Origin of the sequence: Pseudonocardia halophobica (assembly GCF_027922425.1) — a bacterium.
GTDB classification, from domain to species: Bacteria; Actinomycetota; Actinomycetes; order Mycobacteriales; family Pseudonocardiaceae; genus Pseudonocardia; species Pseudonocardia halophobica.
Genome location: NZ_BSFQ01000054.1, coordinates 1 through 24,015, shown reverse-complemented (window position 1 = coordinate 24,015; position 24,015 = coordinate 1). Strand labels below are relative to the sequence as shown.

Below are 24,015 nucleotides of genomic sequence, written 5' to 3'. Positions count from 1 at the left end.
CCGACCCTATCGGCGCCGGTCGGCCGCGGCGCGTGCCGCATGATGGGGGACATGACGGCGGTCCCGCACAGCGCGCACTGGGGAGTGTTCCGGGCCGAGTGGCGGGAGGGTGAGCTGCAGGTCCGACCGCACGAGGCCGACCCGAACCCGTCGCCGGTGCTGCAGAACATCCCCGCCGCCGTCCGCAACCCCGTCCGGGTGGCCCGCCCCTCGGTCCGGCGCGGCTGGTGGGAGCAGGGCCCGGGGCCCACCGACCGGCGCGGGCGGGAGGAGTTCCTCGAGGTCGGCTGGGACGAGGTGCTCGACCGGCTCGCCGCGGAGTTCCGCCGGGTCCACGCCGAGCACGGCCCGACCGCGGTCTACGGCGGCTCCTACGGCTGGGCCAGCGCCGGCCGCTTCCACCACGCCCAGGGCCAGATCCACCGGTTCCTGGGCCTGGCCGGCGGCTACACGCAGTCCGTCAACACCTACTCGGGCGGAGCGGCGGAGGTGCTGCTCCCGCACGTCCTGGGCCCCTTCGACGCGGTGACCCGCTCGGTGGTGACCTGGGACCAGATCGCCGCGCACACCGACACCGTGCTGGCTTTCGGCGGGATGGCGCTGAAGAACTCGACGGTCGCCGCGGGCGGGGTGAGCCGGCACGTCGAGCGCGACGCGATGCGGGCGGCGCACCGGCGGGGGGCCCGGTTCGTGCTGGTCAGCCCGCTGCGGCAGGACCTGCCCGACGAGCTCGACGCCCGTTGGCTCGCCCCGGAGCCCGGCACCGACGCCGCGTTGATGACCGGCCTGGCGCACACCCTGCTCGCCGAGGGCCTGCACGACCGCGAGTTCCTCGCCACGCACTGCGCGGGCTGGCCGGAGTACGAGCGCTCCCTGCGCGGGCGCGACGCCGAGTGGGCGGCGGGGATCTGCGGGATCGACGCCGAGGAGATCCGGGCACTGGCCCGCCGGCTCGCCGCAGGACGGACACTGATCACCGTCTCGCAGTCCCTGCAGCGTGCCGAGCACGGCGAGCAGCCGGTGTGGGCGGGGCTCGCGCTGGCCGCGATGCTCGGCCAGATCGGGCTGCCCGGCGGCGGCTTCGTCTACGGGCTCGGGTCGCTGGGGCACTACGGCCGGCCGCGCAACGCGGTCCCGGTGCCGACGCTCTCGCGGCGGCCGAACCCGGTGCGCAGCTACATCCCCGTGGCGCGCGTGGCGGACATGCTGCTGCACCCCGGCGAGCGCTACTCGTACAACGGCGAGGACCGGACCTACCCCGACATCCGGCTGATGTACTGGTGCGGCGGCAACCCGTTCCACCACCACCAGGACCTCGCGCGGCTGCGCCGGGCGCTGGGCCGGGTGGACACCTTCGTCGTCCACGAGTCGGTGTGGACGGCCACGGCGCGGCACGCCGACGTCGTCCTGCCGGCCACGACCACGCTCGAACGCGAGGACATCGGGGCGCACGGCACGGACCCGCTGGTCGTCGCCATGAAACAGGTCGCGGAGCCGTACGGGGAGGCCCGGGACGACCACGCGATCCTCGCCGCACTGGCCGGACGGCTCGGGTTCGGCCCGCGCTTCACGGAGGGCCGGACGACCCGCGAGTGGCTCGCGCACCTGTGGGAGCGGACCGAGAAGGCGTTGGCGGACAAAGGCTTCCCCGCACCGACCTTCGACGAGTTCTGGGCGGCGGGGGAGCACGAGCTCCCACCCGGGGCGGACGACGGCGGCCTGCTCGCCGCGTTCCGCGCGGGCACCGGCCGCCTGCCGACGGAGTCCGGGCGGATCCAGCTCGCCTCGCAGCGGATCGCGTCGTTCGGCTACGACGACTGCCCGGGCCACCCGCAGTGGCTCCCACCGACCGAGCCGCCGACCCCGGAGCAACCGCTCTGGCTCGTGTCCAACCAGCCGTCGACCCGGCTGCACAGCCAGCTCGACTTCGGTGCCACCAGCGCGGCGGGGAAGGTCGGCGGGCGGGAGGTCGTACGGATCCACCCCGCCGACGCCGCGCCGCGGGGGATCTCCGACGGCGACGTCGTCCGGCTGGTCAACGCGCGCGGCGCCTGCCTGGCGGCGGCCCGGGTCACGGACGAGGTGCGGACCGGCGTGGTGCAGCTGCCGACCGGGGCCTGGTACACGCCCGCCTCGGCCGACGACCCGACCTGCGTGCACGGCAACCCGAACGTGCTGACCCGGGACGTCGGGACCTCGCGGCTGGCGCAGGCCTGCACCGGGCAGCTCACGACGGTGCAGGTGGAGCGGTACGCGGCGGAGCCGCCGGAGGTGCGGGCGCACCGGCGGCCGCCGATCGTGCCGCGCGCCTGACGGGGTTTCCCCGCCCGCCGCCGGAGGGCTCTCGTCCGGCGGCGGGCGGGCGTCCGGCGTCGTCGGGGTACCGCTGGGCCGCGACGGCGCCGGGAATCCTCAGGAGGGGGCAGCGCCCCCCGGGTGCCGCTGCTGCCACGCGTGGATGCGGTCCTCGGGCCGGCGCACGCCGGCCAGCGCGCGCACCTCGGCCACCACCTCGGGCCGTGCGCGGTGCTCCGCGACCGCCCGCTCCGCCTCGGCCAGCTCGCGGGCCGCGGCGGCCTCGGCCGCACTCCCCTCCAGGTCGATGCCGCTGAGTTCGGGGCTCAGCTGCGGGTCCTCGAACGTGCCGACCGAGCGCTCGCGCGAGTAGGGGCTGTCGGCGCGGAGCCGGCCGGTGAACCGGCCCCAGGACCCGACCGTCAGCAGGATGCCGCCCACGACCAGGCTGAAGATCACGTTGGGCATCCGGAACGCGAGCAGGTTGAGGTCCGAGTTCAGGACCAGCACGTTCACGATGCCGGAGAGCAGGAACAGCGCGCCGACCACGACCTGCACGGTCGAGGACAGGCGCCCGCCGCGGATCCCGGCGCCGATCAGGATCGCGCCGAACACCACGGAGATCGCGGAGAGCAGGCCGTTGGAGGACAGGCCGAGCACCGGCTGGCCCTGGGTCGAGAAGAAGTCCAGGCGCTGCACGAACCCCAGCACCGCGAACACCCACAGGCCGAGCCCGATCACCACCGATCCCGTCCGGTGCAGGAGGCCGAGACGGTGCGCGGCGCGCTCCTCCGCGGCGCGCGCCTCGCCGGATGTGTCGGTGCTGCTCACGGTGCTCCTCCTCGTGGTGGAGACGAACGCGTCCGCCCTGCGACGAAACGCGCCGAACGTTGTTCACGTCCAGGATGGTGCGCTTCGCCGGAGGGCGCCACCCGAGCGGCCCCGAGGTGGGTCAGTGGTCGCGCAGGGCCTTGACCAGCTCGTCCTTCGACATGCCCGACCGGCCCTCGATGCCGACCTTCTTGGCGCGCTCGTAGAGCTCGTCCTTGGTCATGTCGTCGTAGGAGCCGGACTTGCCGCCGCGGGCCGAGACCTTCTTCTTGCCCTCGGACGCGGAGGCGTTCGCGATCCGGGCGGCCTTCTCCTTGCTCTCGCCGCGGTCGCGCAGCTCCTCGTACATCTTCTCGTTCTTGATGCTCGAGTTCGGCATGTCGGCGGTGGTACCCGGGCTCGCTCCGTGCTAAGCGCCGCGGGACGAGAAGAAGCCGGGCGGTCGGCGGGCGGCGCCGAACGGAGGGTGATCACCGAAACACCGTTTGAGCAGGCGTGACCGGGGTACCCGGGGCCAGTCGGGGGAGGTGTGCCGATGGGCCTGCTTCGTGGGGTCACCGGCCTGGTGTCCGGTCTGCTCGGGGCCGTCACGGGCCTGCTGTCCGCGGTGGTGCGCGCGCTGCTCGCGATCGTGCTGGGCCTGCTCGGGACGGTGCTGCTGCTCGTCGGGGTCCTGTTGTGCGCGACCGTCCTGTTGCTGCCGCTGGGCATCCCGGTCGTGGTTCTGGGGCTGTCCTGCTTCAGCCGGGCGGCGAAGCTCATGGTGCCCGGCAGCACCCGCGTCGAGGGGCTCGTCCGCCGGGCCGAGGACTCGGTGCGCGGCGGCGGTGCCCGGCTGCGGCGGCGTCTGCATCTGGGGTGAGCGACGATGATCCGCGCGCTGCGGGCGGTGGCCGGGGTGCTGCTGCTGGTGCTGGCCTCGCTGCTGATGGTCGTCGGGCTGGTGTTGTGCCTGACGGTGGTCCTGCTCCCGATCGGCGTCGCCCTCGGCTTCCTCGCGGTGAAGCTGGGGAAGGTCGGTGTCCGGCTCGTCATGCCGCGGAGGGCGGACGTGCAGCGGCGCCTGGAGGGGAGTGTGCGGATCCCCGAGATCCGCGCGGCCGTCCATCGGCTCGCCCGGTCGTCGCGCCGGCCCCGCCGACGGCTGCGGAAGCGGGTCGGCAGGGCACGTCGGCGGCTGGGGAAGCGCCTGTCCCCGTGAGTGCGGACGGTCGCCCGCACCCACGAGGCTGTCAGGAGGCGAGCAGCTCCAGGCCCGGGTAGGGGCGGATGTGGGCGCCCGGGGCGCGGGTCGGCGGCGTGGTCGTCGTCGCCGGGGTGAGGGCGGGCAGGTCCGCGGCGGCCCGGTGGACGATCGCCTTCCCGCGCAGCATCGCGGGCCGGGCGGTCACGGCGACCCGGGAGCCGGCGGTGCGGACGATGCGCAACGGCTGGGTGCGTGCGACCGCGGTGGCCGTGCGGGCGGCGAGGATCCCGATACCGGCCGGGTCGACGGGGCGGGCCGTGGCCAGCGCGACCCGGCCGACGGCCGCGCGCACCGGACGGACGGGAACGGGCAGCCGGCTCGGGAGCCGCAGGCGCGGCCTGTCCTTGGCGACGCCGATCGCCAGCCCGGTCGCGACCACGGCCAGCAGCGGCACCGACGCCAGCGCGGCCGGGAGCCCGGCGTGCTCCGCGAGGAATCCGATCGCGGGCGGCCCGCCGAGCAGCCCGCTGTAGCCGACGGTCGACGCGAGGGCCACGCCGCGCGAGCCCGAGTGCGCCCCGGCGCGGGCGATCGTGACCGGGAAGAGGTTGGCCAGACCCAGCCCGACCAGCACGAACCCGGCCAACGCCAGCTCGGGCGACGACGTCACCAGCGCGGCGGTCATCCCGGCCGCGGCGAGCAGCGCACCACCGCCGAGCAGCCGGGTCTCGCCAAGCCGGCGCAGCAGCACACCACCGGTCAGCCGGCCGCAGGCCATCGCCAGCGAGAAGCAGGAGTAGCCGGCGGCGGCCAGCGCCGGCGTGGCGCCGAGGGTCTCGCGCAGGTGCAGGGCACCCCAGTCGGTGATCGCACCCTCGCCGAAGGCGGTGCAGCCGGCGATCAGGCCGAGCAGCACGACGAGGGCCCGGCCGCGCCGCGGTGGGCCCGCCTCCGCCGGACGGTCGGTGTCCGGCTCGGCCTCACCGTCGCGCAGCCCGGCCAGCGTCGACCGGGTCGCGGCGACGAGCACGAGACCGACGACACCGACGGCCGCGAGGTGCGGCAGCACCGGGCCGAGCGTGGAGGCGACACCACCGGCGGCGGCGCCGGCGAGCCCGCCGAGGCTGAACGCGGCGTGCAGCGCGGGCAGCAGGGCCCGCCCGGGCCGCCGTGCCTCGACGGCGACGCCCGCGCTGTTGATGGCGACGTTGACCATGCCGGTCAGCGCGCCGAACAGCAGCAGGACGGCGGAGAGCTGCGGGATCGACGTCGCGAGCCCCGGCAGCGGGACCACCAGCGCGGCGCCCGCGGTGCCGGCGAGCGCGACCCGACCGGCGCCGAAGCGGCCGGCGAGCAGACCGGTGAGCTGCATGCTGGCCAGGGCGCCGAGCGACACGCAGAGCAGTGCGACGCCCAGCGTCGCGTGGGTGGCGCCGACCTGGGCGGTGACGTCCGGGATCCGGGCGGCCCAGCTGCCGAACACCGCGCCGTCGAACGCGAAGAGCGCGGTCACGGCCGTGCGCAGCCGGCGGAAGGAGGCCGGCGCGCGGCCGGCGGGATCCGGTCCGGCCGGAAGCGCCGTACGGGGGAACGGGCGGAGATCACGGAGGCGTACGGGTGCACGCCGGTGCGACCCGACGGGGGTGACGGGCATGAACGTGGGTCCTCGGGCGGGCCGCGCGCTCCGGCGGCGTCCGGGTTGCCGGCTCGGAGGGGCCCACCGTGACGGTCGCGACGCTCGGGGAGGGCGCGCGCGACGGGCGGTCGGGGTTTCGGACGCACGACCGCGTGCGTCGACGTTCCACGGTGGCAGAACCCGGGCCGTGAGCGCCAATCCTCCGCAGGTGAGACTGCTCACGATCGATTCAGATGAGGGTTCAGTGGGCGAACGGGCGGGGATCCGCCGGGGTTCGGGGCTCAGGCCGCGGCGAGGAGGGTCTCGAGCCGGTCGAGGAAGGGGAGCTGCCCCTTCACGAGCTTGATCCGCGCGGTCGCCAGGTCGAACCAGGCGGCGCGGTCGATCTCCGGGAAGCGCATCCGGCGGCCGGAGTTGCGCGGCCACTCGATCTCGATCCACGAGCCGTCGTCCGGCCGTTCGGCCACGGCGGCGACCTCCGCGTCGGGCACGTCGCCGCCCAGGGCGAAGCCCAGGACCGTCTTGCGCCGCCCGGACTGGACGACGAAGCCCAGCTCGTGCAGCTCCCCGGCGGGCGGCGGGAACCCGAGCTCCTCGGCGAACTCGCGGCGCGCGGCGGCGACCGGCTCCTCGCCCGCGTCGAGCTCGCCCTTCGGGATGGACCAGGCGGCGGCGTCCTTGCGGGACCAGAACGGCCCGCCCATGTGCCCGAGGAGCACCTCGACGATCCCGGCGCGGTCGCGGTGGAGCAGGATCCCGGCACTCGTCAGCACGGCGCGATTCTCCGCCCTGCCGCCGGGCCGGTGCCCGCCGGCCTCGATGGATCTGCTCGATGGATCTGCTGAGTGGATCTGCTGAGTGGATCTGCTCGGGGGATCAGCTCAGTGGATCTTCGAGCGCCAGTCGGCGGGCACCCGGCCGGCCGGACCCGGGACGGGCTGGGCCTCCGGGCGCGCCGACGGCGGCGCCAGCGCCGGGCCGGACAGTGCGACCTCGCGGTCGTAGTCCCAGAACCAGTCCTCGCCCGGCTCGAAGCTCTGCACCACGGTGTGCCCGGTGGAGCGGAAGTGCGCGGTCGCGTGCTGCTCGGGGGAGGTGTCGCAGCAGCCGACGTGCCCGCAGGTCGCGCAGCGGCGCAGGTGCACCCACCAGCCGCCGGCGGCCTCGCACTCCGCGCACCCGGTGCCCGAGGGCGGCACCGACGGGTCGATGGTCGTCACGATTCCTCCACTGTCACGATTCGTCGATCAGCGCGTCGAAGGGCAGCAGGACCTGGAAGCGGGTGTTCCCCGGCTCGGAGAGCACGCGCAGGTCGCCGTGGTGCCGGTTGACCACGATCCGCCAGGAGATGTCCAGGCCGAGCCCGGTGCCCTCGCCGACGGCCTTCGTGGTGAAGAAGGGCTCGAAGATCCGCGACCGGATCTCCGCCGGGACCCCGGGCCCGGTGTCGCCGATCTCGACGAGCAGCCGGTCGCCCTCCCGCGCGGTGCGCACCGTCAGGGTGCCGTGCCCGTCCATCGCCTGGACGGCGTTGTCGATCAGGTTCGTCCAGACCTGGTTCAGCTCGGCCGCGTAGACGGAGATCTTCGGCAGGCTGCGGTCGAAGTCCTTGACCAGCTGGACGCCGTTCCCGAACTTGCCGTGCAGCATGACGATCGTGGACTTGAGCAGCTCGTGCACGTCCACGGTCTGGTAGGGCGCCCGGTCCATCTGCGAGTACTGCTTGGCCGCGCCGACCAGCGTCGAGACCCGGGTCGTCGAGTCCGCGATCTCGTTCATCAGCAGCTCGGTCTCGACGGTGTAGTTCAGCCAGCGGACCGCGCTCTCCAGTATCGGCGCGGGCACGCTCGCCTTGACCTGCTGCAGCCAGTCGACGTCGATCCCCGCGGCCACGAAGTTCGGCGCGATGTCCCAGCCGCCCTCGATGCCCTGGTCGGAGATCCACTCGCCGACCTCGTCCTCGGCGTCGCCGGTCTCGAGCGGGCCGAGCTCGGGGGCCTTGCCGACCCGGTCGGCGGCGTCCTCCTGCAGGCGCATGAGGGTCTCGAGGTCGGCCCGCTCGTAAGGGCCGGCCGCGATCAGCCCGAGCTTGTGCCGCATCCCGGCGACGCGCTCGCGCAGGGTGGACGTGGCGCGCACCGCCGCGGCGGCCGGGTTGTTCAGCTCGTGGGTCAGCCCGGCCGACAGCGAGCCGAGGGCGAGGAGCCGTTCGCGCTGGCTGACGGCCTGCTGGGTGTTCTGGATGCCGAAGAACAGGCCCTCGAGCAGGTGCAGCGCCATCGGGAACCACTCGCGCATCAGCGTGGAGAGCTTCTCGGCGTCGAGCACGTAGAACCGCGAACGCACCGTGACCCGCAGCGAGTTGTTGTAGACCTGCGGGACCCGGTCGCCGAGGTAGGCGTGCCAGGCGCCCGCGTACACCCCGGGCTGGGACGTCCGCTCGACCTCGACGTCCTCCTCCCCGGACCGCCGGGCGAGCACCACCGTGCCCTCGACCAGCACGTAGAAGCACGTGGCCGGATCGCCCTCGCGGTACACCTGGCCCGGCTCGAACGTCTCGATCCGGCCCTGCCGGCACAGCGCGTCGAGCTGGTCCGGCTGCAGCTTCTCGAACAGGAAGAGCCGGCGCAGTTCGTCCGGGTCGCAGGCGATCGGTGCGCTCATCAGGGCCTCTCCAGGTAGCGGTGGACGAGCGACACGGCCATCGCCCCGTCGCCCACGGCCGACGCGACCCGTTTCACGGAGTCCGCCCGTGCGTCGCCGGCGACGAAGACCCCCGGCAGGCTCGTCTCCAGGTGCAACGGATCCCGGTCCTCGGTCCATCCCGCAGGCCGCCTGCCCTCGACGACGAGGTCGGGGCCCGCCAGGACGAACCCGCCGGCGTCGCGCTCGACCAGCTCGCCGAGCCAGTCCGTGCGCGGGGTCGCGCCGATGAACACGAACAGGTAGCCGGCGTCGACCGTCTCGGTCTCCCCGGTGTTGCGGTCCCGCAGGGTGAGCTTCTCGAGGTGCTCGCCGCCGGTGGCCTCGACGACCTCGGTGCACGTCCGGACGGTGATCTCCGGGATGCCCTCGATCTGCTCGATGAGGTACTGCGACATCGAGGCCTGCAGCCCCGGCCCGCGCACCAGCATCGTGACGCTGCGGGCGTGCCGGGAGAAGTAGACGGCGGCTTGACCTGCGGAGTTGGCGCCGCCGACGATGTAGACGTCGGCGCCCGCGCAGCCCGCCGCCTCGGTCAGCGCGGAACCGTAGAACACGCCGCGGCCGGCCAGGTCGGCCAGGCCCGGGGCGTCGAGCTCGCGGTAGCTCACCCCGGTGGCGAGCACGACGGCGTGCGCATGGATCGCGCTGCCGTCGGCGAACCGGACCGTGCGGGCCGGCCCGTTGGCCTCCAGCGCGACGACCTCGCGCGCGGTCAGCACCTCCGCACCGAGCCGGACGGCCTGGCGCCGGGCGCGGTCGGTGAGCTGGGCGCCCGAGACGCCGTCGGGGAAGCCCAGGTAGTTCTCGATCCGGGAGCTCTGCCCGGCCTGACCGCCGGTCGCGGTGCGCTCGACCAGGACCGTCCGCAGGCCCTCCGACGCGCCGTACACGCTCGCGCCGAGCCCGGCCGGGCCGCCGCCGATCACGATGAGGTCGTAGAAGTCCGTGACCGGGACGGTCGCCAGCCCGACGCGCTCGGCGAGCTGCATCTCGTCCGGAGCGACCAGGCACTCCCCGGCGGGGGAGATCACCACGGGAAGGTGCGAGTCGTCGACGCCCGCGGCCTGCAGCAGCCGCGCGGCCTCGGGCTGGTCGACGGGGTACCAGCGGTAGGGGACCTGGTTGCGGGCGAGGAAGTCCCGGACCTCGTGGGAGCGGGCGGACCAGCGGTGGCCGATCACGCGCGTCTCGCAGACCTCCTTGCGGGGAGCGGCCCGCCAGGCGTCGATCATGGCGTCGACGACGGGGTAGAGCTTCTCCTCCGGGGGGTCCCAGGGCTTGAGCAGGTAGTGGTCGAGGTCGACGACGTTGATCGCGGTGATGGCGGCGTCGGTGTCGGCGTAGGCGGTCAGCAGGACCCGCCGGGCCGCGGGGTACAGGTCCATCGCCTGCTCGAGGAACTCCAGCCCGTTCATCCCGGGCATGCGGAAGTCGGCGAGCAGGACGGCGACGTCGTTGCCGCGCAGCGCCATCTCCTTGAGCGCGTCCAGGGCCTGCTGCCCGGACTCGGCGCGCACGACGCGGAAGGTCTCGCCGTACCGGCGCCGCAGATCGCGGGCCACGGCGCGGGAGACGCTGGGGTCGTCGTCGACGGTGACGAGGGCGGGCTTGGCGGGGACGAGCGAGGAGGCAGCCTCCGGCATGGCACCCATCCTGCCCTGCCCGGCCGCGCCGGGTCACCGGCATTCGTCCGCTGTGCGCGCGTGTTCGCCCACGGCTGTACGGGCGGTCGGTCAACCCATCCGTTCCCGCAGGCCACTGGCCCGGCTGACGGGGCGGGCGACGGCGGCGCGGACCGCCTCCTCGCTGCCGACGATCCGGACGGCGGTGCGGGCGCGGGTCACCGCGGTGTAGAGCAGCTCGCGGGTGAGGAGCGGGGAGTCCGGGGGCGGCAGCACCACGGTGACCCGGGCGAACTGGCTGCCCTGGCTGCGGTGGACGGTCATCGCGTGCACCGTCTGCACCCCGCCGAGCCGGGCGGGCGCGAACGACTGGGGCGCGTTCGGCCGGCCGAACACCGCCCGCAGCGCGCCGCCCTGGCGCACGACCACGCCGGTGTCGCCGTTGTACAGGCCGAGGTCGTAGTCGTTGGCCGTGACGAGCAGCGGCCGGCCCGGGTACCACGGTCCGGGCTGGCCCGGCGCCACCTCGTCGAACCCGGGCAGCGCCTGGGCCAGCCAGCGTTCGACCTCCAGGCCCCAGCGCGTGACGCCGTAGGGGCCGCGGCGGTGGGCGCAGAGCAGGCGGTGGCGTTCGAGGGCGTCGAGCGCCTCGCCGGTGCGGCCGGCGACCGCCGCGGAGATCAGCGCGCCGGACGCGTCGACCACGTCCGCCCGCAGCCCCTCCAGGCCCGCCGGCTCCCGCACCTCCAGGTCGCTCTCCACGAACTGCAGGTCGGCGCGGCCCTCGCGGAGCAGGGCGACCGCGTCGTCCGCCCGGCCCGCCTGGACCGCGCCGGCGAACTCGGCGATGCCGCCCTCGAAGCGCCAGGTGTGCCGCAGCGTGACCACCCCGTGGACCACCGGCGGGTCCTCCACGGCGAGCGCCCCGACCTCCCGGAGCCGGTCCTCGAGCGCCGGTTCGGGGCGACCGCCCGCGCGGGCGAGGTCGCCGAGCACCGCGCCCGCCTCGACGGACGCGAGCTGGTCCGGGTCGCCGACCAGCACGAGCCGGGCGTCGGGCCGGACCGCCTCGAGCAGCCGGGCCATCAGGGTGAGGGAGACCATCGAGGTCTCGTCGACGACCACGACGTCGTGCGGGAGGCGGTTGGCCCGGTCGTGCCGGAAGCGGCTCGACGACCCGGGGCGCCGCCCGAGCAGCCGGTGGATCGTCGACGCCGCCGGGGACCCGACGCGCGCCCGGTCCTCCTCGGGCAGCTCGGCCGTGTGCTGGGCCACCGCCTCGCCGAGCCGCGCGGCCGCCTTGCCGGTCGGGGCGACGAGCGCGACCCGCAGCGGCGACGGCGAGTCGAGCTCGTGCAGGTCGTGGAGCAGCGCGATCAGCCGGGCGACCGTGGTGGTCTTACCGGTGCCCGGGCCGCCGGCGAGCACGGTGACCCGGCGCAGGGCGGCGACGGCCGCGGCGAGCCGCTGCAGGTCCGTGCCCTGCGGCGCGTCCGCCTCGTGGCCGGCCTCGGCCGGGTGGTCGAACAGCCGGGCGAGGGCGGCCCGGAGCCGGCCGGGGTCGACCTCGGGCTGCTCGGCGGCGGCGCGGTCCCGTAGCTCCCGGCGGACCAGCTCCTCCTCGGCCCAGTAGCGGTCGAGGTAGAGCAGGCCCCGGCCGCCCGCGACCGGGATCATCCGCAGCGGGCGCCCGGACGCGGCGTCGGCGCCGCTCGCGACCAGCGGGCTCTGCTCGACGGCCGCGCGCCAGGCCGCCGGCTCGGGCCACGGCAGGGCGGAGACGTCGACCGACTCCTCGCCCTCACCCAGGACGGTGTGGGCGACCTCGGCCAGGTCGACGCACACCGAGCCGTTGCGGATGGCGCGGACGGTGAGGGCGACGGCGAGCAGCACCTCCTCGGGCTCACCCCGGGGATCGCCGCCGAGGCGCCCGAGCCGGCTCGCGACGTGCACGTCCGCAGCCGACAGCACCCCGGCGACGTTGAACTCACCCAGCAGGCCCGCGGCGGTGCGGGCGGTGCGGAGGTCGTAGGGATCGCGCTCCGGGGCGGCGGCGGTCCGGGGGATGCTCACCGGCCGCCTCCGAGGTCACCGAGATCGAACAGCCCGGGCTCCTCGGTCTCCACGTGCGCTGATTTCCGCGGCCGTGAGGTCCGCTCCCGCGGATGCGGCGCCTCCGTGGGCTCGGGCAGGTCGAGCGGCAACTCCACCCGCTCTCCATCGCTCATGACCGCCGTTTCGGTCGGCCCACCGCGGCGGTCGGCCGGAAGCGGTCCGGATTGGTGATCTTGGACAGGAGGTGCGGCGGGGCCCGAGTCGGCGTCGCAGGTGATCGCCGTTCCGGACCGTTCCGGGCCGCCCTCGGCCGGGAGCGGTCCCGGCTGCCGATCTTCGGCAGGAGATGCGGTGGGGCCCGAGTCGGTGTCCGGGGTGATCACCGCTTCGGGCCGTTCGGCGCCACCTGCGGCCGCGGTCGGTCCGGGCCGGCGATCATGGCCGGTCACGCGGGCGTCGAGGACGTCCGAGAGCTCGGCGATCAGGGCGGCGGGCGGGTGCCAGCCGAAGACGCCGCAGGGGGTGCCGTCGACCTGCGGGGTGTCCGGGCCGCACATCCCGCGGAGGAAGAGGTACAGCGTGCCGCCCAGGTGCCGCTCGGGGGAGTAGCCCGCCAGCCGCCAGCGCAGGAAGCGGTGCAGCGCGACCGAGTACAGCAGCGCCTGCAGCGGATAGTGCGCGGCCTGCATCGCGGCGGCGAGGACCGGCGGGGCGTAGTGCGCGGCGGTCAGCGGTTCGCGGCCGCCGGGACCGGACGGGCCGAGCCAGTTCGTCTTGTAGTCGACGACCAGGAAGCGGCCGTCGACCCGCAGGACGGCGTCGATCGACCCGGTCAGGTACCCGCGCAGGGGCTGCCCCGCCAGGCCGGGCGCGGCGATCAGGTCCGGGTAGCCGACGAGGGGATCTCCGGCGGGCAGGTGCCGGCGCAGCACCGGCGCCAGGTCGCCGAGTGTGACCTGCCCGGACGGGGTGTCGCCGCCGGCCAGCGGCATCTCGAAGTCCAGCTCCGCCAGCCGGTCGGCGGGCCGGATCTCCCGCAGCGCGCGCCCGCGCGCGAGCGGCCCCAGCGGCGTCTCGACGACGGGCCGCAGCGCCGCCGCGAGCGCCTCCGGGTCGATCTCGGCGGGCTGCCGGGCCAGTTCCTCGTCGACCCGGGCCCGCAGCTCGGCGGCCAGGTCGGCCGCGGTGGTGTCGAGGTGCTCGAAGACGGCGTGGACCAGCGTGCCGAACCCGGTGCCCAGCGGCAGGTCGGCCATCGGCGAGGGCAGGTCCGCCCCGAGCTCGGACATGACGTCGAGCAGCTCGAGCTCGGCCTCGTCGTCCTTGCCCGGCTCCTCGGGCTCCGACCCGACGCCCGGCGTGGGCGGCTCCGGCGTCTCCACCGCCGTGTGGTGGCCGTGGGCGTCGGCGGTCAGCGCGCTGTAGGAGGTGCGCCGCCACGCCGCGTCGAGCCGGCGGGCGAACCGGGCCACACCCAGCCGAGGTGGGTCGCCGTCGCGGTCCGGGGCGGGGACGGGGGTGCGGTCGGAGAGCGTCTCGACGGCCACGCCCGGCAGCGAACGCAGGAGCTCCAGCGCCGACGCGTCGGACGGGACCCGGTAGCCGGCCTCGGGCACGGTGCCGGCGGCGGGCCGCCCGACCAGCAGCCGGTGCAGGGCCGAGCACTCCGTGGTGGTGGTCGGCGCCCACCACGCCACCACCTGGCAGCGCGCCCGGGTGAGCGCGACGTACATCAGCCGCAGGTCCTCGCCGGCCTCCTCCTCGAGGTGCCGCTGCAGCCGCTCGGAGCGGTGCGGCCCGACGGCCCCGCCCACGTCGAGCACGCGGGCGCCGGCGTCGTCGTGGACGAGCAGGACCTCGGCCTTGTCGTTGACCCACCGGTCCCAGCCGAACGGCACGTAGACCACCGGGAACTCGAGGCCCTTGCTGCGGTGGACCGTGACGATCTGCACGGCGTCGGCGTCGGACTCCAGGCGCCGGCTCCGCTCGGTGGTGGTGTCCCGCGCGGCGTCGGCCATGCGGTGGCGCAGCCATTCGACCAGCGCGGACGGGCCGAGGTGCCGCTCCAGCGACGCCCCGTGCAGCACCTGCCCGATGTGCCGGACGTCCGTGAGCCGCCGGTCGCCCTCGCGCAGCCCGAGCAGCCGCGACGGCAGCCGGGTGCGGCTGGTGACCGCCTCCAGCAGCGCCGCGACGCCGCGCTCGGCCAGCACCGCGTGCCACGCCCGCAGGTCCGTGCCCAGCTCGTCGATCAGCTCCTCGGCCCGCTCGCCGCACAGCTCCTCGACCGTGTGCCCGACGAAGCAGGTCAGCGCGGCGGCGCGCAGCCGGGTGGCCCGCTGCGGCTGCTCGACGGCCTCGAGCAGGGTCAGCCACTCCGCCGCGGCCTCGGTGGTGAACACGCTGGTGGTGCCGGTCAGGACCGCCGGCACACCGGCCGCGGTACACGCGTCCCGCACCTGGACGCCCTGGGCGTTGGTACGGACCAGGACCGCGACGTCGCCGGCGCGCAGCGGCCGGTCCTCGACGGTGGCGGGGGAGGCGAGCAGGGCGGCGATGTCGGCGGCGACGTCCTCCGCCACCACCTCCCGCGCCTTCTGCGCCCGGCCCAGCCGCCGGCCGGTGAGCGGCTCCAGCCGGTCCCGGTCGACCACCCGCAGCCGGAACGGCTCGTCCGACGGCGCTCCGGCGAGCCGCCGCGCGGTGTGGTGCGCCTCCACCGGCCGGACGACGATCTGGTCCGACCCCAGCGCGACCTCGCCGAACACCCCGTCGAGCGCCTCGAGCAGCGCCTCGTCCGTGCGGTAGTTGGTGCCCAGGGTCCGCAGCTCCCCGGCCTCCTTCGCCGCCTCCAGGTAGGAGACCACGTCGGCCCCGCGAAACGCGTAGATCGCCTGCTTCGGGTCGCCGATCAGGACGAGCGTGACGTGCCCGTGGAAGGCCCGCTGCAGGATCTCCCACTGCACCGGGTCGGTGTCCTGGAACTCGTCGACCAGCACCACGTCGTACCGGGCCTGCAGCCGCTCGCGGGCCGCGGCGCCGCGCACCGGGTCCCGCAGGGCACCGGCGAGACGGGTCAGCATGTCGTCGTACGAGAACAGCCGCCGCGCGCGCTTGCGCCGGTCGACCTCGCCACGGACGGCCTTGGCGAAGTTGTACCGGACCCCGGCGACCGAGCCGGGCGAGGCGTCCGCGGGTTCGAGCCGGGCCTGCGGGTCGCCGACCGCCTGCCGGGCGAGCTTGAGCGCCTCGTCCCGGGAGAAGTCCGGGCGGCCGGCACCGGGGGCGGCGTACTTGCGGACGTAGAAGTCGTCCACCACTTCGGTGACCAGGTCGTCGACGTGCTCGACGAACTCCGCGTCGGGGTCGCTGTCCCCGGCCACCCCGAGCCCGGCCAGCATCTGCTGGCAGAACTGGTGCGTGGTGGCGATCGTGGCCGCGTCGAACTCCGCGAGCGCCGCCCGCAGCCGGGCCCGCCGCGCCGTGACCTCCTCGGGGCTGCCCTGCTGCAGCAGTCGGGTGACCGGGTCCGCCGAGGGCACCCCGGCGGCGAGCCCGCGCTCGGTGGCGCCGAGCCGCTCCCGGACGCGTTCGCGCAGCTCCTGGGTGGCCTCACGACCGAAGGTCACCAGCATCAGCCGGGGCAGCGCGGCGATCCCCTCGGCGACGTACCGGGTGGCGAGTGCGGCGATCGTGAAGGTCTTGCCGGTGCCCGCGCTGGCCTCCAGCACGGTGGTGCCGGTGGGCAGCGGGCCGTCGACCTCGAACTGCGGGTGGGCCAGGAGCACCTGTGTCACAACAACTCCACGTGTTCCGCGTCGAGCAGGGGCCGCCAGATCCGCTCGGCCAGCTCGCCGAACCGGGTCTCCACCACCCCCCGCTGCTCCAGCAGCCGCTCGAACTCCGGGTCCGCGCCCAGCACCGCGACGATCGCCTCGTCCTCCTTCTCGAACGTCCACTCCTTGGCCGCGGCCAGCTCCGCGTCCCGCGCCGCCGCACCCGCCCGGCGCGCCTTCGCGTAGGCGGCGGTGCAGGGGGTGGAGACCGGCAGCGGCTCGCACAGCCCCTCGCGGTGCAATGTCACCAGGTCCGCCAGCGCCGCCCGGGCCTCGTCGGCGCCGAGCGGCCGGATCGTGGCGCGCATGGCCCCGCCGCCGCGCCCGCGGCCGAGCGTGACGGCCCGCCACTGGGTGTCCGGGCGGGTCACGGTGAGTGCGAGCAGCCGGGCCCAGGCCCGCAGCCGGTGCTTCGGCCCGAGCCGCGAGTACTCGACCGTGACCAGCGTGGACCCGTAGAGGCCGGCGACCGTGCCGACGACCCGCAGCCCGCCCAGGTCCGCCGCCACGTCCCGGGACACCGGCTCCCCGGTCCGCAGCTGCGCGCTCGCCTCGACCAGCGGCTCGACCGCGCTGTTGACCTTCTCCAGCACCGCCCCGCCGAGCGTGCCGGGCGGGAGCTCACCGCGCCGCCACTCCGCCTGCACGCACTGCTCGGCCGGGGCACCGGCGAGCCGGTCCCGCAGCATCCGGTTCCCGACCGCCCACTCGTCCAGCCCGCCCAGGCTGACGGGCAACGCGTCGGCCGGCTCCTCGTCCTCGGAGCGCGGCACCATGCCGACCCGCTGCCGCAGGAACGCCTTCATCGGGTGCTCGAGGAAGCGCACCAGGTCGTCGAGCTCCACGGTGTCGCCGGACTCCGGCGGCGCGAGCGGCGCGGCGAGGAACGGGGGCACGGGGCGGCGCTCGCCCTGCAGCGCCCGGGCACCGGCCAGGGCGTTGCGGTCGAAGCTGAACGGCGTGGTCCCCGCGGTGAGCTCGGGGGTGAAGTTCCGCGGGTCGAAGGGCTGCAACGGGTGCCGGACCGTGATCGCCTCGCTCGCCCGCCCGTCCTCGACCCGGACGGTCGTGTCGACCGCGTCGAGCAGCTCGCCGAGGGGGACGGCGGGCGGCCGGTCCGCCCCGGTCCGCTCGTTCATGCCCGAGTGCACCACGACCAGGTGCTCGGTGGCGGCCGTGATCGCGTCGAGCAGCAGCTGGCGGTCCTCGCTTCGCGGGTCCCGCTCGCCGACGCGCGGGTCGCGGGCCAGCACGTCGTCCCCGTCGGGGGCGCCGGTGCGGGGGAACACCCCGTCGTCCACCCCGAGCAGGCAGACGACCCGGTGCGGCACCGACCGCATCGGCACCAGCGTGGCGACGGTCAGCGTGCCGGTGCGGAAGTTCGCCCGACTGGGGCGGCCGCGCAGCCGGTCGGCCAGCAGACCCCGCACGTCCGACAGCGTGAGCGGGACGGTGCCGCCCTGCGGGCCGGCGGAGCGCACCACCTCGGCGAGCTCGGCCCGCGCCTGCGCGTCCTGCCACGCCTCGGACGCAGTGGTGGCGGTGAGGGCGGACAGCCCGTCGAGCAGTGCCGCGACCCAGGCGGTGAGCGGTTGCGGCCCGGCGAGCGCGCCGAGAGTCGTGTGCAACCGGTCGAGGAGCTCGGCGAGCGAGCCGACGAGGTCGACGTCCGAGGAGTCGACGTCGTCGAGCGGGAGGGCGGTGCCCAGCCAGCCCTGCTCGCCGGGCCGCTCGGCCATCGCGACCCCGAGCAGCATCCGGTCCAGCCCCGCCGCCCAGGTGTTCTGCGGGAACCCGTCGAGCTTGAACGGGCGGCGGTGCTCGCCGTCGAGCCCCCAGCGCACTCTGGCCCGGACGACCAGCTCGCCGATCCGGTCCAGCGCGTCGTCGTCGAGGCGGAAGCGGCGGCGCACCGGCGCGGAGCCGACCAGGTCGAGCACCTGCGAGGCGGCGACCCGGGAGTCGGCCAGCTCGAGCAGCGCCGACACGGTGCCCAGCAGGGGATTGGCCTGCCGGAGCGCCCGGTCGGCGAGCCGGACGCGCAGCCGGTGCCCGGGATGCGTGTCCTCGGGGTCGGCGCCCGCCGCGCCCGCTTCGGGCAGGGCGGCGGCCAGCCCGAACGACGCCGAGATCAGCGGCGCGAACGCCTCGATGTCCGGGCACATGACGATGACGTCCCGCGGTTCGAGGGTCTCGTCGGCCGCGAGCAGGCCGAGGACGATCTCGCGCAGCACCTCCACCTGCCGGTCCGGCCCGTGGCAGGCGTGCACCTGCACGCTGCGGTCGGCGGAATCGAGCAGCGGCAGCTCACCGGCGGGCAGCCGGTCCTCCCGCAGGTTCTCCTGCAGACGCCCGAGCAGGGTGGCCGGCGCCGGGTCGGCCGGATGGTGCACGTCCGCGACCCCGGCGGGCAGCCGCAGCTGCAGCTCCCGCACGTCCCGCCCGAGGGACCGGAGCAGCGGGTTGACCACCTCGCCGGCCGACCCGTCCTGCTGACGCGGGACGGCGGCGCCCTGCGCCGGCGACAGCTTCCCCCACAGTGCGGGGGAGGGGTGCGGCAGCCAGAGGTGCACCTCGCGGTGCTCGGCCAGCGCGGACAGCACGGCGAGGTGCTCGGCGGCCAGCCGGGTGGGACCGAACACCGACAGCCGGTCCGGCAGCTCGACCAGGCCCGGGTCCGCGCGCAGCGCCCGCTCGGCCTGCTCCAGGCGCTCGGCCGGGCCGGGGACGCCGATCCGGGCGCGCAGCCGCCGCCACAGCTCGACCTGCCAGCGCAGGTCCTCCGGCACGCCCTGCGGCGAGCCCGCCCACCAGGCGCGCAGCATGTCCGGCCGGTGGACGGCGTAGCCGGCGAAGAGGTCGGCGAGGCGGCGGGCGACGGCGTAGGTCCGGCTGCCGCCGCTCTGCGAAAGGTGCGCGGCCAGCGCCGCGAACGTCTCGCCCGGCGCCTCGACGGCCGCGACGACCTCCTCCAGCAGCGGCCACACCGCGCGCGCCGGGTGCCAGGGGTCGGTCTCCGGGTCGGTCCCGGTGGCGGCGTCGACCGCCTCGGCGAGGACCTGCCCGGGCGGCGGGAAGAGGACGTTGGCACACACCCCGTCCGCCCCCGCGACGGTGCCCAGCCGGTGCGCGAGGCGCTGCCCGAGCCACCGCTCGACGCCGCGCTCGGGCACCGCGACGATCTCGGGCACGAACGGATCGGCCGCCGGCCCGCCGATCACCTCGGCGAGCGCGTCGGCCAGCCGGTCGGCCCGCTCGGCCCGGTGCACCACCCACACGTGGGCCAAGTTAGCGACGCCCACCGACGGTTCCGGCGAGGCCCCCGCGGCGTGTCCACAGGCCCGGCGCCGACCGGTGGGCGGCCGTCGGCGAGGGACCGGCGCAGGACCGGCGCGGGATCGTCGCGGGATCGGCGCGGCGGGTCAGTCGAGCTCGGCGAGTGCCTTCTTGGCCTGCTCCAACTGGGCCTCGAGCTCGGCGACCTTGGCCTCCCGGGTGGCCCGCGCCTCGCCGATGACCTCCTCGATCGGCCCGGAGATCTCGGCGTGCAGCTCGGCCGCGGCCTTCTGCACCGCGCCCGCCGACACCGGCAGCGCCCGGGCGAGCCAGGTGGTGCCGCGCTTGAGCTCGGCCTGCCACTCGCCGTCGGCCGTGCCGCTCACGGTGAGGGTCAGCTCGACCACCCGGGTCGTGCGGGCCGTCGAGCCCTTCGGCCGGCCCCGCTTGCGCTTCTCCGGCTCGGCCGCCGTCGCCCCGGCGGGGGCCGCGCCCCCCTCGGGCGTCGCAGCGGCGGAAGGAGCGGTGTCGGGTGCGGCACCCCCGGTCGGGGCGGTGTCGGTCGAGGCGGTCGTCGAGGTGCTCTCGGTCTCGGCGGTCACGTGCTCCCTCTCCTCACGGGCGGAACGTCCAAGGGTGACCGTAGAACAGGCGTTCGACCGCTCCGGGATCCGGGTGTGAGCCACGGTGCATCGACCACTTATATAGTTGCGTGATGTAATGGTGCACGTGACCCCCACGGCATCCGTGCGCCCGGCGCGCGACGACGCGCAGGTGGCCGAGCTCGCCCAGGTCCTCGAACGCACCGCGAGCTGGCTGCGCCGCACGCTGCGGGCCGAGGAGTGGAACGCCGTCGCCCTCGCCGTGCTCGACGACCTCGACCGGCACGGGCCGCGCCGGGTCACCGAGCTGGCCGCCCAGGAGCGGACCTCGCAGCCCGGGATGACCGGCATAGTCGGGCGGCTGGAGGCCGCCGGGATGGTCGAGCGCGCCCCCGACCCGTCGGACGGCCGCGCCACGCTCGTCTCGGCCACCGCCGCGGGCCGCGCCTACATCGCGGGCCGGCACGCCCGGCGCACGGAGTTCCTCGCCGCGCGGATCACCACCCTGTCGGCCGACGACCGGCGCGCGCTGCTCGGCGCGACGCACGCCCTGGCCGCCCTGACCGACACCCCGTACCCGACGACCCCGACCGGCCCCACCGGGCCGGGCGGCGAGGCCGCCGGCACCCCGACCACCCGCGAGACCCGTACCGAGGGGGAGCCGTCGTGAGTTCTCACGGCACGTCCGCAAGTCCGTTCCGGCAACCGAAGGCCGTCTGGGCCGTCGCCTTCGCCTGTGTCATCTCGTTCATGGGCATCGGCCTCGTCGACCCGATCCTGCCCGCGCTCGCGACGCAGCTGCACGCCAGCCACACCCAGGTGGAGCTGCTCTTCACCAGCTACCTCGTGGTCACCGCGGTGGCCATGCTCGTCACCGGCTGGGTGTCCAGCCGGATCGGCGCCAAGCGCACCCTGGTCATCGGGCTGGCGCTGATCGTCGTGTTCGCCGCGGCGGCCGCACTGGCCGGCGGCATCGGCGGGATCGTCGGCTTCCGGGCCGGCTGGGGCCTCGGCAACGCCCTGTTCATCGCCACCAGCCTCGCCGTGATCGTCGGCTCCGCGAGCGGTGGGTTCGGCGGGGCGATCGTGCTCTACGAGACCGCGCTGGGCGTCGGCATCGCGTCCGGGCCGCTGCTCGGCGGCCTGCTCGGCAACATCTCCTGGCGCGGCCCCTTCTTCGGGGTCTCGGCGCTGATGCTGATCGCGCTGGTCGCGACCGTCGTGTTCGTGGACAAGACCCCCAGGCCCGCCGAGCCGTCGAGGCTCTCCGAGCCGCTGACCGCCCTGCGGCACCGCAGCCTGCGCACCACGAGCCTGGTCGGCCTGCTCTACAACTGGGGCTTCTTCACCCTGCTCGGCTACGCGCCGTTCCTCATGAACCTCTCCGCGCTGCGGCTGGGCGCCGTGTTCTTCGCGTGGGGCGTGCTCGTCGCGCTCTTCGCGGTGTTCGGCGCCACCTGGCTCAAGGACCGCTTCGGCACCGCGCGGACACTCTACGGGAGCCTGATCTGCGTCGCCGTGATCCTCGCGGTGATCGGCACCTTCTCCGGCTCGGTGCCCACCGTGATCGTCGCGGTGGTCCTCTCCGGCGCGTTCGTCGGCCTGAACAACACCCTGGTCACGACCGCGGTCATGAGCATCTCGCCGGTGCCGCGCAACGTCGCCAGCGCCACCTACGGCTTCGTCCGGTTCATCGGCGGCGGGCTCGCCCCGTTCGTCGCGGGGCTGCTGGCCGAGGGCCTGAACGTGCACGTCCCGTTCTGGATCGCCGCGGTCGTCGTCCTCGCCGGGGCGCTGCTGCTGAGCACGGTGCACCGCGCGCTGGAGGACGCCGACGAGAACGCCGCGGCCGAGGACGCGGCCGCCGAGGAGGCCGTCACCCGGGTGCCCGCGGTCGAGGAGGAGGCGATCCTCGCCGAGCAGGCGCTGGGGCGCGAGGGCGGGCGACGGTGAGCGGCGGCTTCGAGTACGGCTGCGACGGCCCGCGGGCCGTCGTGGTCGGCATCGACGGGTCGGAGACGGGCTGGCGGGCACTGCACTACGCCGTCGGCCAGGCCCGCCGGCAGGGCGGCCGGGTCGTGGCGGTGTACGCCGACCGGATCCCGTCCGTCGCCTTCGCCACGGCGGTGCCCCTGGCGGCCGCGGCCGTGACCGACCCGCAGGAGGACTCGCTGCTGCAGGAGCTGCGGTCCGGGGCCGAGGAGCTCGGGCCGCAGTACGGCGTCGAGGTGGCGTTCGAGGTGGTCGTCGGCGATCCGGTGCCGGCGCTGACCCAGGTCGCCGAGCGCGAGCGGGCCGACGCGATCCTCGTCGGGGCCAGCGTGCAGGCCGGGCACAGGCTCTTCGGCTCGGTGGCCGTGCGCGTGGTCCGGGCCGGGCGCTGGCCCGTGACCGTGGTCCCGTGACCGATCAGGTCCCGATGTAGGTCCCCGGGGCCGGGTGGATCGGGTGCAGCCCGCGTCCGCCCAGCTCCGGCGGTGCGTCGACCACGGCGCCCGATCGCTCGCCCAGCCAGGTGACCAGGTCCTCCCACCACGAGCCCTGCTCGACGTGCGAGGCCGCCCGCCACCGCTCGGCGTCGGCCGGGTTGCCCGCCGACACCGCACCCGCGGCGACCCGGTGCGCGTTCGTGCCGTAGCCCACCGCGGCCGCCGTGCTGCCGGGGACGGCCACGAACCGGCACTTGCCGCCCAGCACCTGCGAGGTCCGGTAGACGGCCTGCCAGCTCCCCACCCGGTCGGCGACGCCCGCGAGCAGGTAGACGTCCCGGTCCACCGCGGAGAGGTCGATCGGGCCGCCGAGGACGTGCGCGGCCCCGGGCCGGGTCAGCGCACCCGTCAGGGCCAGCCCGGCGAGGTCGCGGAACAGCGCGGCGGGCACGTGCAGCGCGTCGAGGTTCCAGGCGCGCAGCGGATCGGGCCGGATGTCGCCCTCGTCGACGCCGGCGAGGTAGCGGCGCTCCCAGGCCGGCCAGACCAGCGCCTCCGGGCAGAGCAGGGCGTGGATCTCGGCGAGCCGGCGCCCGTCGAGCAGGCCCGCCCGGCCGATCGAGGCGACGGCGGCGCGCACCTCGGCGTCGTCGACCGGCGCGGCGGAGGGGCCGGTGCGCGAGCGCTCGCGGTCGAGCGTCGTGCCGGCCAGCACGAGCGCCGCGACCCGTTCCTGCCGCTCCAGCCGCGCGGTGACGGCCGCGGCCAGCAACCCGCCGGTGGAGATGCCGAACAGGGTGGTCCGGTCCACCCGGCAGATCCGCTCGCACGCCGCCAGGGCCTCGACGACGGCCTCGGCGTAGGCGTCGAGCCCCAGCCCCGCGTCCTCCGGGCCGGGATCGCGCCAGGACAACGCGAACACCTGCTGACCGGCCGCGACGAGCCGGCGCACCAGGCTGCGGTCCGGGGCGAGGTCGACGAGGTGGAAACGGTTCACCACGCCCGGCACGACCAGGACCGGCACCTCGGCGACCTGCTCGGTGGCGGGCAGGTAGCGGATCAGCTCGAAGAGCGGGGTGCGCAGCACGACGGCGCCGGGCGCGGTCGCGGTCTCGGTGCCGGGCTCGAGGCGGGCGCCGCCCTCGGGCAGCCGCGGCGGGGACGCGAGGTCCGCCGCCAGGGCGCGCACCGCCCGGACGGCGCTCGAGCCGCCGGAACGGACGGCGTCGCGCAGCCCGCGCGGGTGCAGCAGCGGGTTGGTGCCGGGGGCGAGGAGGTCGGCGAGCCGGGCGACGGCGACCCGGAGGCGGTCCGGGTCGTCGGCGTCGGCGGCGAGGTCCTCGACGAGCTCCAGCGCGGAGGAGCGGGCCGCCCGGGTGCCCTGGAGCAGCCGGGACAGCAGCGGGTCGTCCGCCCAGGCGGGGTCGGCGTGCCGCGGGTCGTCCGTGCGGCCCGAGGCCGGGCGCGCGCCCAGCCCGATGCGGCCGAGCTCGGCGAGCAGGCCCGCCGCCCGGCCGGCGGTGGCGCCCGGGGAGCGCAGC

At 75.7% G+C, this 24,015-nt stretch carries 18 protein-coding genes; 6 read left to right on the top strand and 12 right to left on the bottom strand.

Features of this window, described 5'->3' with window-relative positions; genetic code table 11:
• Positions 1-51: 51 nt before the first annotated feature.
• Positions 52-2,313 carry a molybdopterin-dependent oxidoreductase gene (locus PKE99_RS34480; RefSeq protein WP_197040785.1) on the top strand — a complete coding sequence of 754 codons (2,262 nt, stop codon included), beginning with the start codon at positions 52-54 and terminating at the stop codon, positions 2,311-2,313.
• Between the two features lie 99 nt (positions 2,314-2,412).
• Here the strand turns inward: PKE99_RS34480 and PKE99_RS34475 are convergent, their stop codons facing one another.
• Both PKE99_RS34475 and PKE99_RS34470 read right to left on the bottom strand, forming a co-directional pair.
• Positions 2,413-3,126, bottom strand: a complete 714-nt coding sequence (locus tag PKE99_RS34475) for a DUF4383 domain-containing protein (protein WP_037050266.1) — start codon at positions 3,124-3,126, stop codon at positions 2,413-2,415.
• A 121-nt stretch (positions 3,127-3,247) separates the two neighbouring features.
• Positions 3,248-3,505 carry a DUF7218 family protein gene (locus PKE99_RS34470; RefSeq protein WP_037050268.1) on the bottom strand — a complete coding sequence of 86 codons (258 nt, stop codon included), beginning with the start codon at positions 3,503-3,505 and terminating at the stop codon, positions 3,248-3,250.
• Between the two features lie 156 nt (positions 3,506-3,661).
• Between PKE99_RS34470 and PKE99_RS34465 the strand changes: the two genes are divergently transcribed.
• Positions 3,662-3,988, top strand: coding sequence for a hypothetical protein (locus tag PKE99_RS34465; protein ID WP_197040786.1), 327 nt, complete (start codon positions 3,662-3,664; stop codon positions 3,986-3,988).
• 6 nt (positions 3,989-3,994) lie between these two features.
• Positions 3,995-4,327, top strand: a complete 333-nt coding sequence (locus PKE99_RS34460) for a hypothetical protein (RefSeq protein WP_037050269.1) — start codon at positions 3,995-3,997, stop codon at positions 4,325-4,327.
• Between the two features lie 31 nt (positions 4,328-4,358).
• Here the strand turns inward: PKE99_RS34460 and PKE99_RS34455 are convergent, their stop codons facing one another.
• From PKE99_RS34455 to PKE99_RS34415, 9 genes are all read right to left on the bottom strand, one after another.
• On the bottom strand, positions 4,359-5,966 hold the full coding sequence (locus PKE99_RS34455; protein WP_063739833.1) for an MFS transporter: 1,608 nt from the start codon (positions 5,964-5,966) through the stop codon (positions 4,359-4,361).
• A gap of 263 nt (positions 5,967-6,229) precedes the next feature.
• Positions 6,230-6,718 (bottom strand): NUDIX hydrolase, encoded by a 489-nt coding sequence (locus PKE99_RS34450; RefSeq protein WP_051737952.1) that lies wholly within the window; start codon positions 6,716-6,718, stop codon positions 6,230-6,232.
• Between the two features lie 111 nt (positions 6,719-6,829).
• Positions 6,830-7,168, bottom strand: a complete 339-nt coding sequence (locus PKE99_RS34445; RefSeq protein ID WP_037050273.1) for a UBP-type zinc finger domain-containing protein — start codon at positions 7,166-7,168, stop codon at positions 6,830-6,832.
• A gap of 13 nt (positions 7,169-7,181) precedes the next feature.
• Positions 7,182-8,612: an ATP-binding protein gene (locus PKE99_RS34440; protein WP_037050276.1), complete on the bottom strand. Its 1,431-nt coding sequence runs from the start codon at positions 8,610-8,612 to the stop codon at positions 7,182-7,184.
• A complete protein-coding gene (locus PKE99_RS34435; protein ID WP_037050278.1) occupies positions 8,612-10,297 on the bottom strand; it encodes an NAD(P)/FAD-dependent oxidoreductase in 1,686 nt (561 codons plus the stop codon). The genes PKE99_RS34440 and PKE99_RS34435 overlap by 1 nt, the downstream gene beginning before the upstream one ends.
• Before the next feature lie 90 nt (positions 10,298-10,387).
• Positions 10,388-12,349 (bottom strand): exodeoxyribonuclease V subunit alpha, encoded by a 1,962-nt coding sequence (gene recD / locus PKE99_RS34430; RefSeq protein WP_037050280.1) that lies wholly within the window; start codon positions 12,347-12,349, stop codon positions 10,388-10,390.
• The gene (locus PKE99_RS34425) at positions 12,346-16,128 is read right to left on the bottom strand and encodes a UvrD-helicase domain-containing protein (RefSeq protein WP_063739834.1); all 3,783 of its coding nucleotides are present in this window, start codon (positions 16,126-16,128) and stop codon (positions 12,346-12,348) included. The genes recD and PKE99_RS34425 overlap by 4 nt, the downstream gene beginning before the upstream one ends.
• Entirely contained in the window at positions 16,125-19,469 is a 3,345-nt protein-coding gene (recC, locus tag PKE99_RS34420; RefSeq protein WP_271214962.1) for an exodeoxyribonuclease V subunit gamma, read from the bottom strand. The genes PKE99_RS34425 and recC overlap by 4 nt, the downstream gene beginning before the upstream one ends.
• A 120-nt stretch (positions 19,470-19,589) precedes the next feature.
• Positions 19,590-20,045 carry a DUF6319 family protein gene (locus PKE99_RS34415; RefSeq protein WP_037050284.1) on the bottom strand — a complete coding sequence of 152 codons (456 nt, stop codon included), beginning with the start codon at positions 20,043-20,045 and terminating at the stop codon, positions 19,590-19,592.
• 127 nt (positions 20,046-20,172) lie between these two features.
• Between PKE99_RS34415 and PKE99_RS34410 the strand changes: the two genes are divergently transcribed.
• The 3 genes from PKE99_RS34410 to PKE99_RS34400 are packed head-to-tail and all read left to right on the top strand — an operon-like array spanning position 20,173 to position 22,450.
• Complete coding sequence (locus tag PKE99_RS34410) at positions 20,173-20,715, top strand: MarR family winged helix-turn-helix transcriptional regulator (protein WP_197040787.1); 543 nt, start codon at positions 20,173-20,175, stop codon at positions 20,713-20,715.
• A complete protein-coding gene (locus tag PKE99_RS34405; RefSeq protein ID WP_037050286.1) occupies positions 20,712-21,998 on the top strand; it encodes an MFS transporter in 1,287 nt (428 codons plus the stop codon). The genes PKE99_RS34410 and PKE99_RS34405 overlap by 4 nt, the downstream gene beginning before the upstream one ends.
• Entirely contained in the window at positions 21,995-22,450 is a 456-nt protein-coding gene (locus tag PKE99_RS34400) for a universal stress protein (protein WP_037050288.1), read from the top strand. The genes PKE99_RS34405 and PKE99_RS34400 overlap by 4 nt, the downstream gene beginning before the upstream one ends.
• A 4-nt stretch (positions 22,451-22,454) precedes the next feature.
• On the opposite strand, the gene PKE99_RS34395 is transcribed toward PKE99_RS34400, so the two are convergent.
• The coding region (locus PKE99_RS34395; protein ID WP_271214961.1) for an alpha/beta fold hydrolase at positions 22,455-24,015 on the bottom strand (1,561 nt) is incomplete at its 5' end.

What these genes read in the sequence shown, in the direction of transcription:
- PKE99_RS34480 (WP_197040785.1), top strand. Translation starts at nt 52, where the DNA reads ATGACGGCGGTCCCGCACAGCGCGCACTGGGGAGTGTTCCGGGCCGAG.
- PKE99_RS34470 (WP_037050268.1), bottom strand. Translation starts at nt 3,505, where the DNA reads ATGCCGAACTCGAGCATCAAGAACGAGAAGATGTACGAGGAGCTGCGC.
- PKE99_RS34465 (WP_197040786.1), top strand. Translation starts at nt 3,662, where the DNA reads ATGGGCCTGCTTCGTGGGGTCACCGGCCTGGTGTCCGGTCTGCTCGGG.
- PKE99_RS34460 (WP_037050269.1), top strand. Translation starts at nt 3,995, where the DNA reads ATGATCCGCGCGCTGCGGGCGGTGGCCGGGGTGCTGCTGCTGGTGCTG.
- PKE99_RS34455 (WP_063739833.1), bottom strand. Translation starts at nt 5,966, where the DNA reads ATGCCCGTCACCCCCGTCGGGTCGCACCGGCGTGCACCCGTACGCCTC.
- PKE99_RS34440 (WP_037050276.1), bottom strand. Translation starts at nt 8,612, where the DNA reads ATGAGCGCACCGATCGCCTGCGACCCGGACGAACTGCGCCGGCTCTTC.
- PKE99_RS34435 (WP_037050278.1), bottom strand. Translation starts at nt 10,297, where the DNA reads ATGCCGGAGGCTGCCTCCTCGCTCGTCCCCGCCAAGCCCGCCCTCGTC.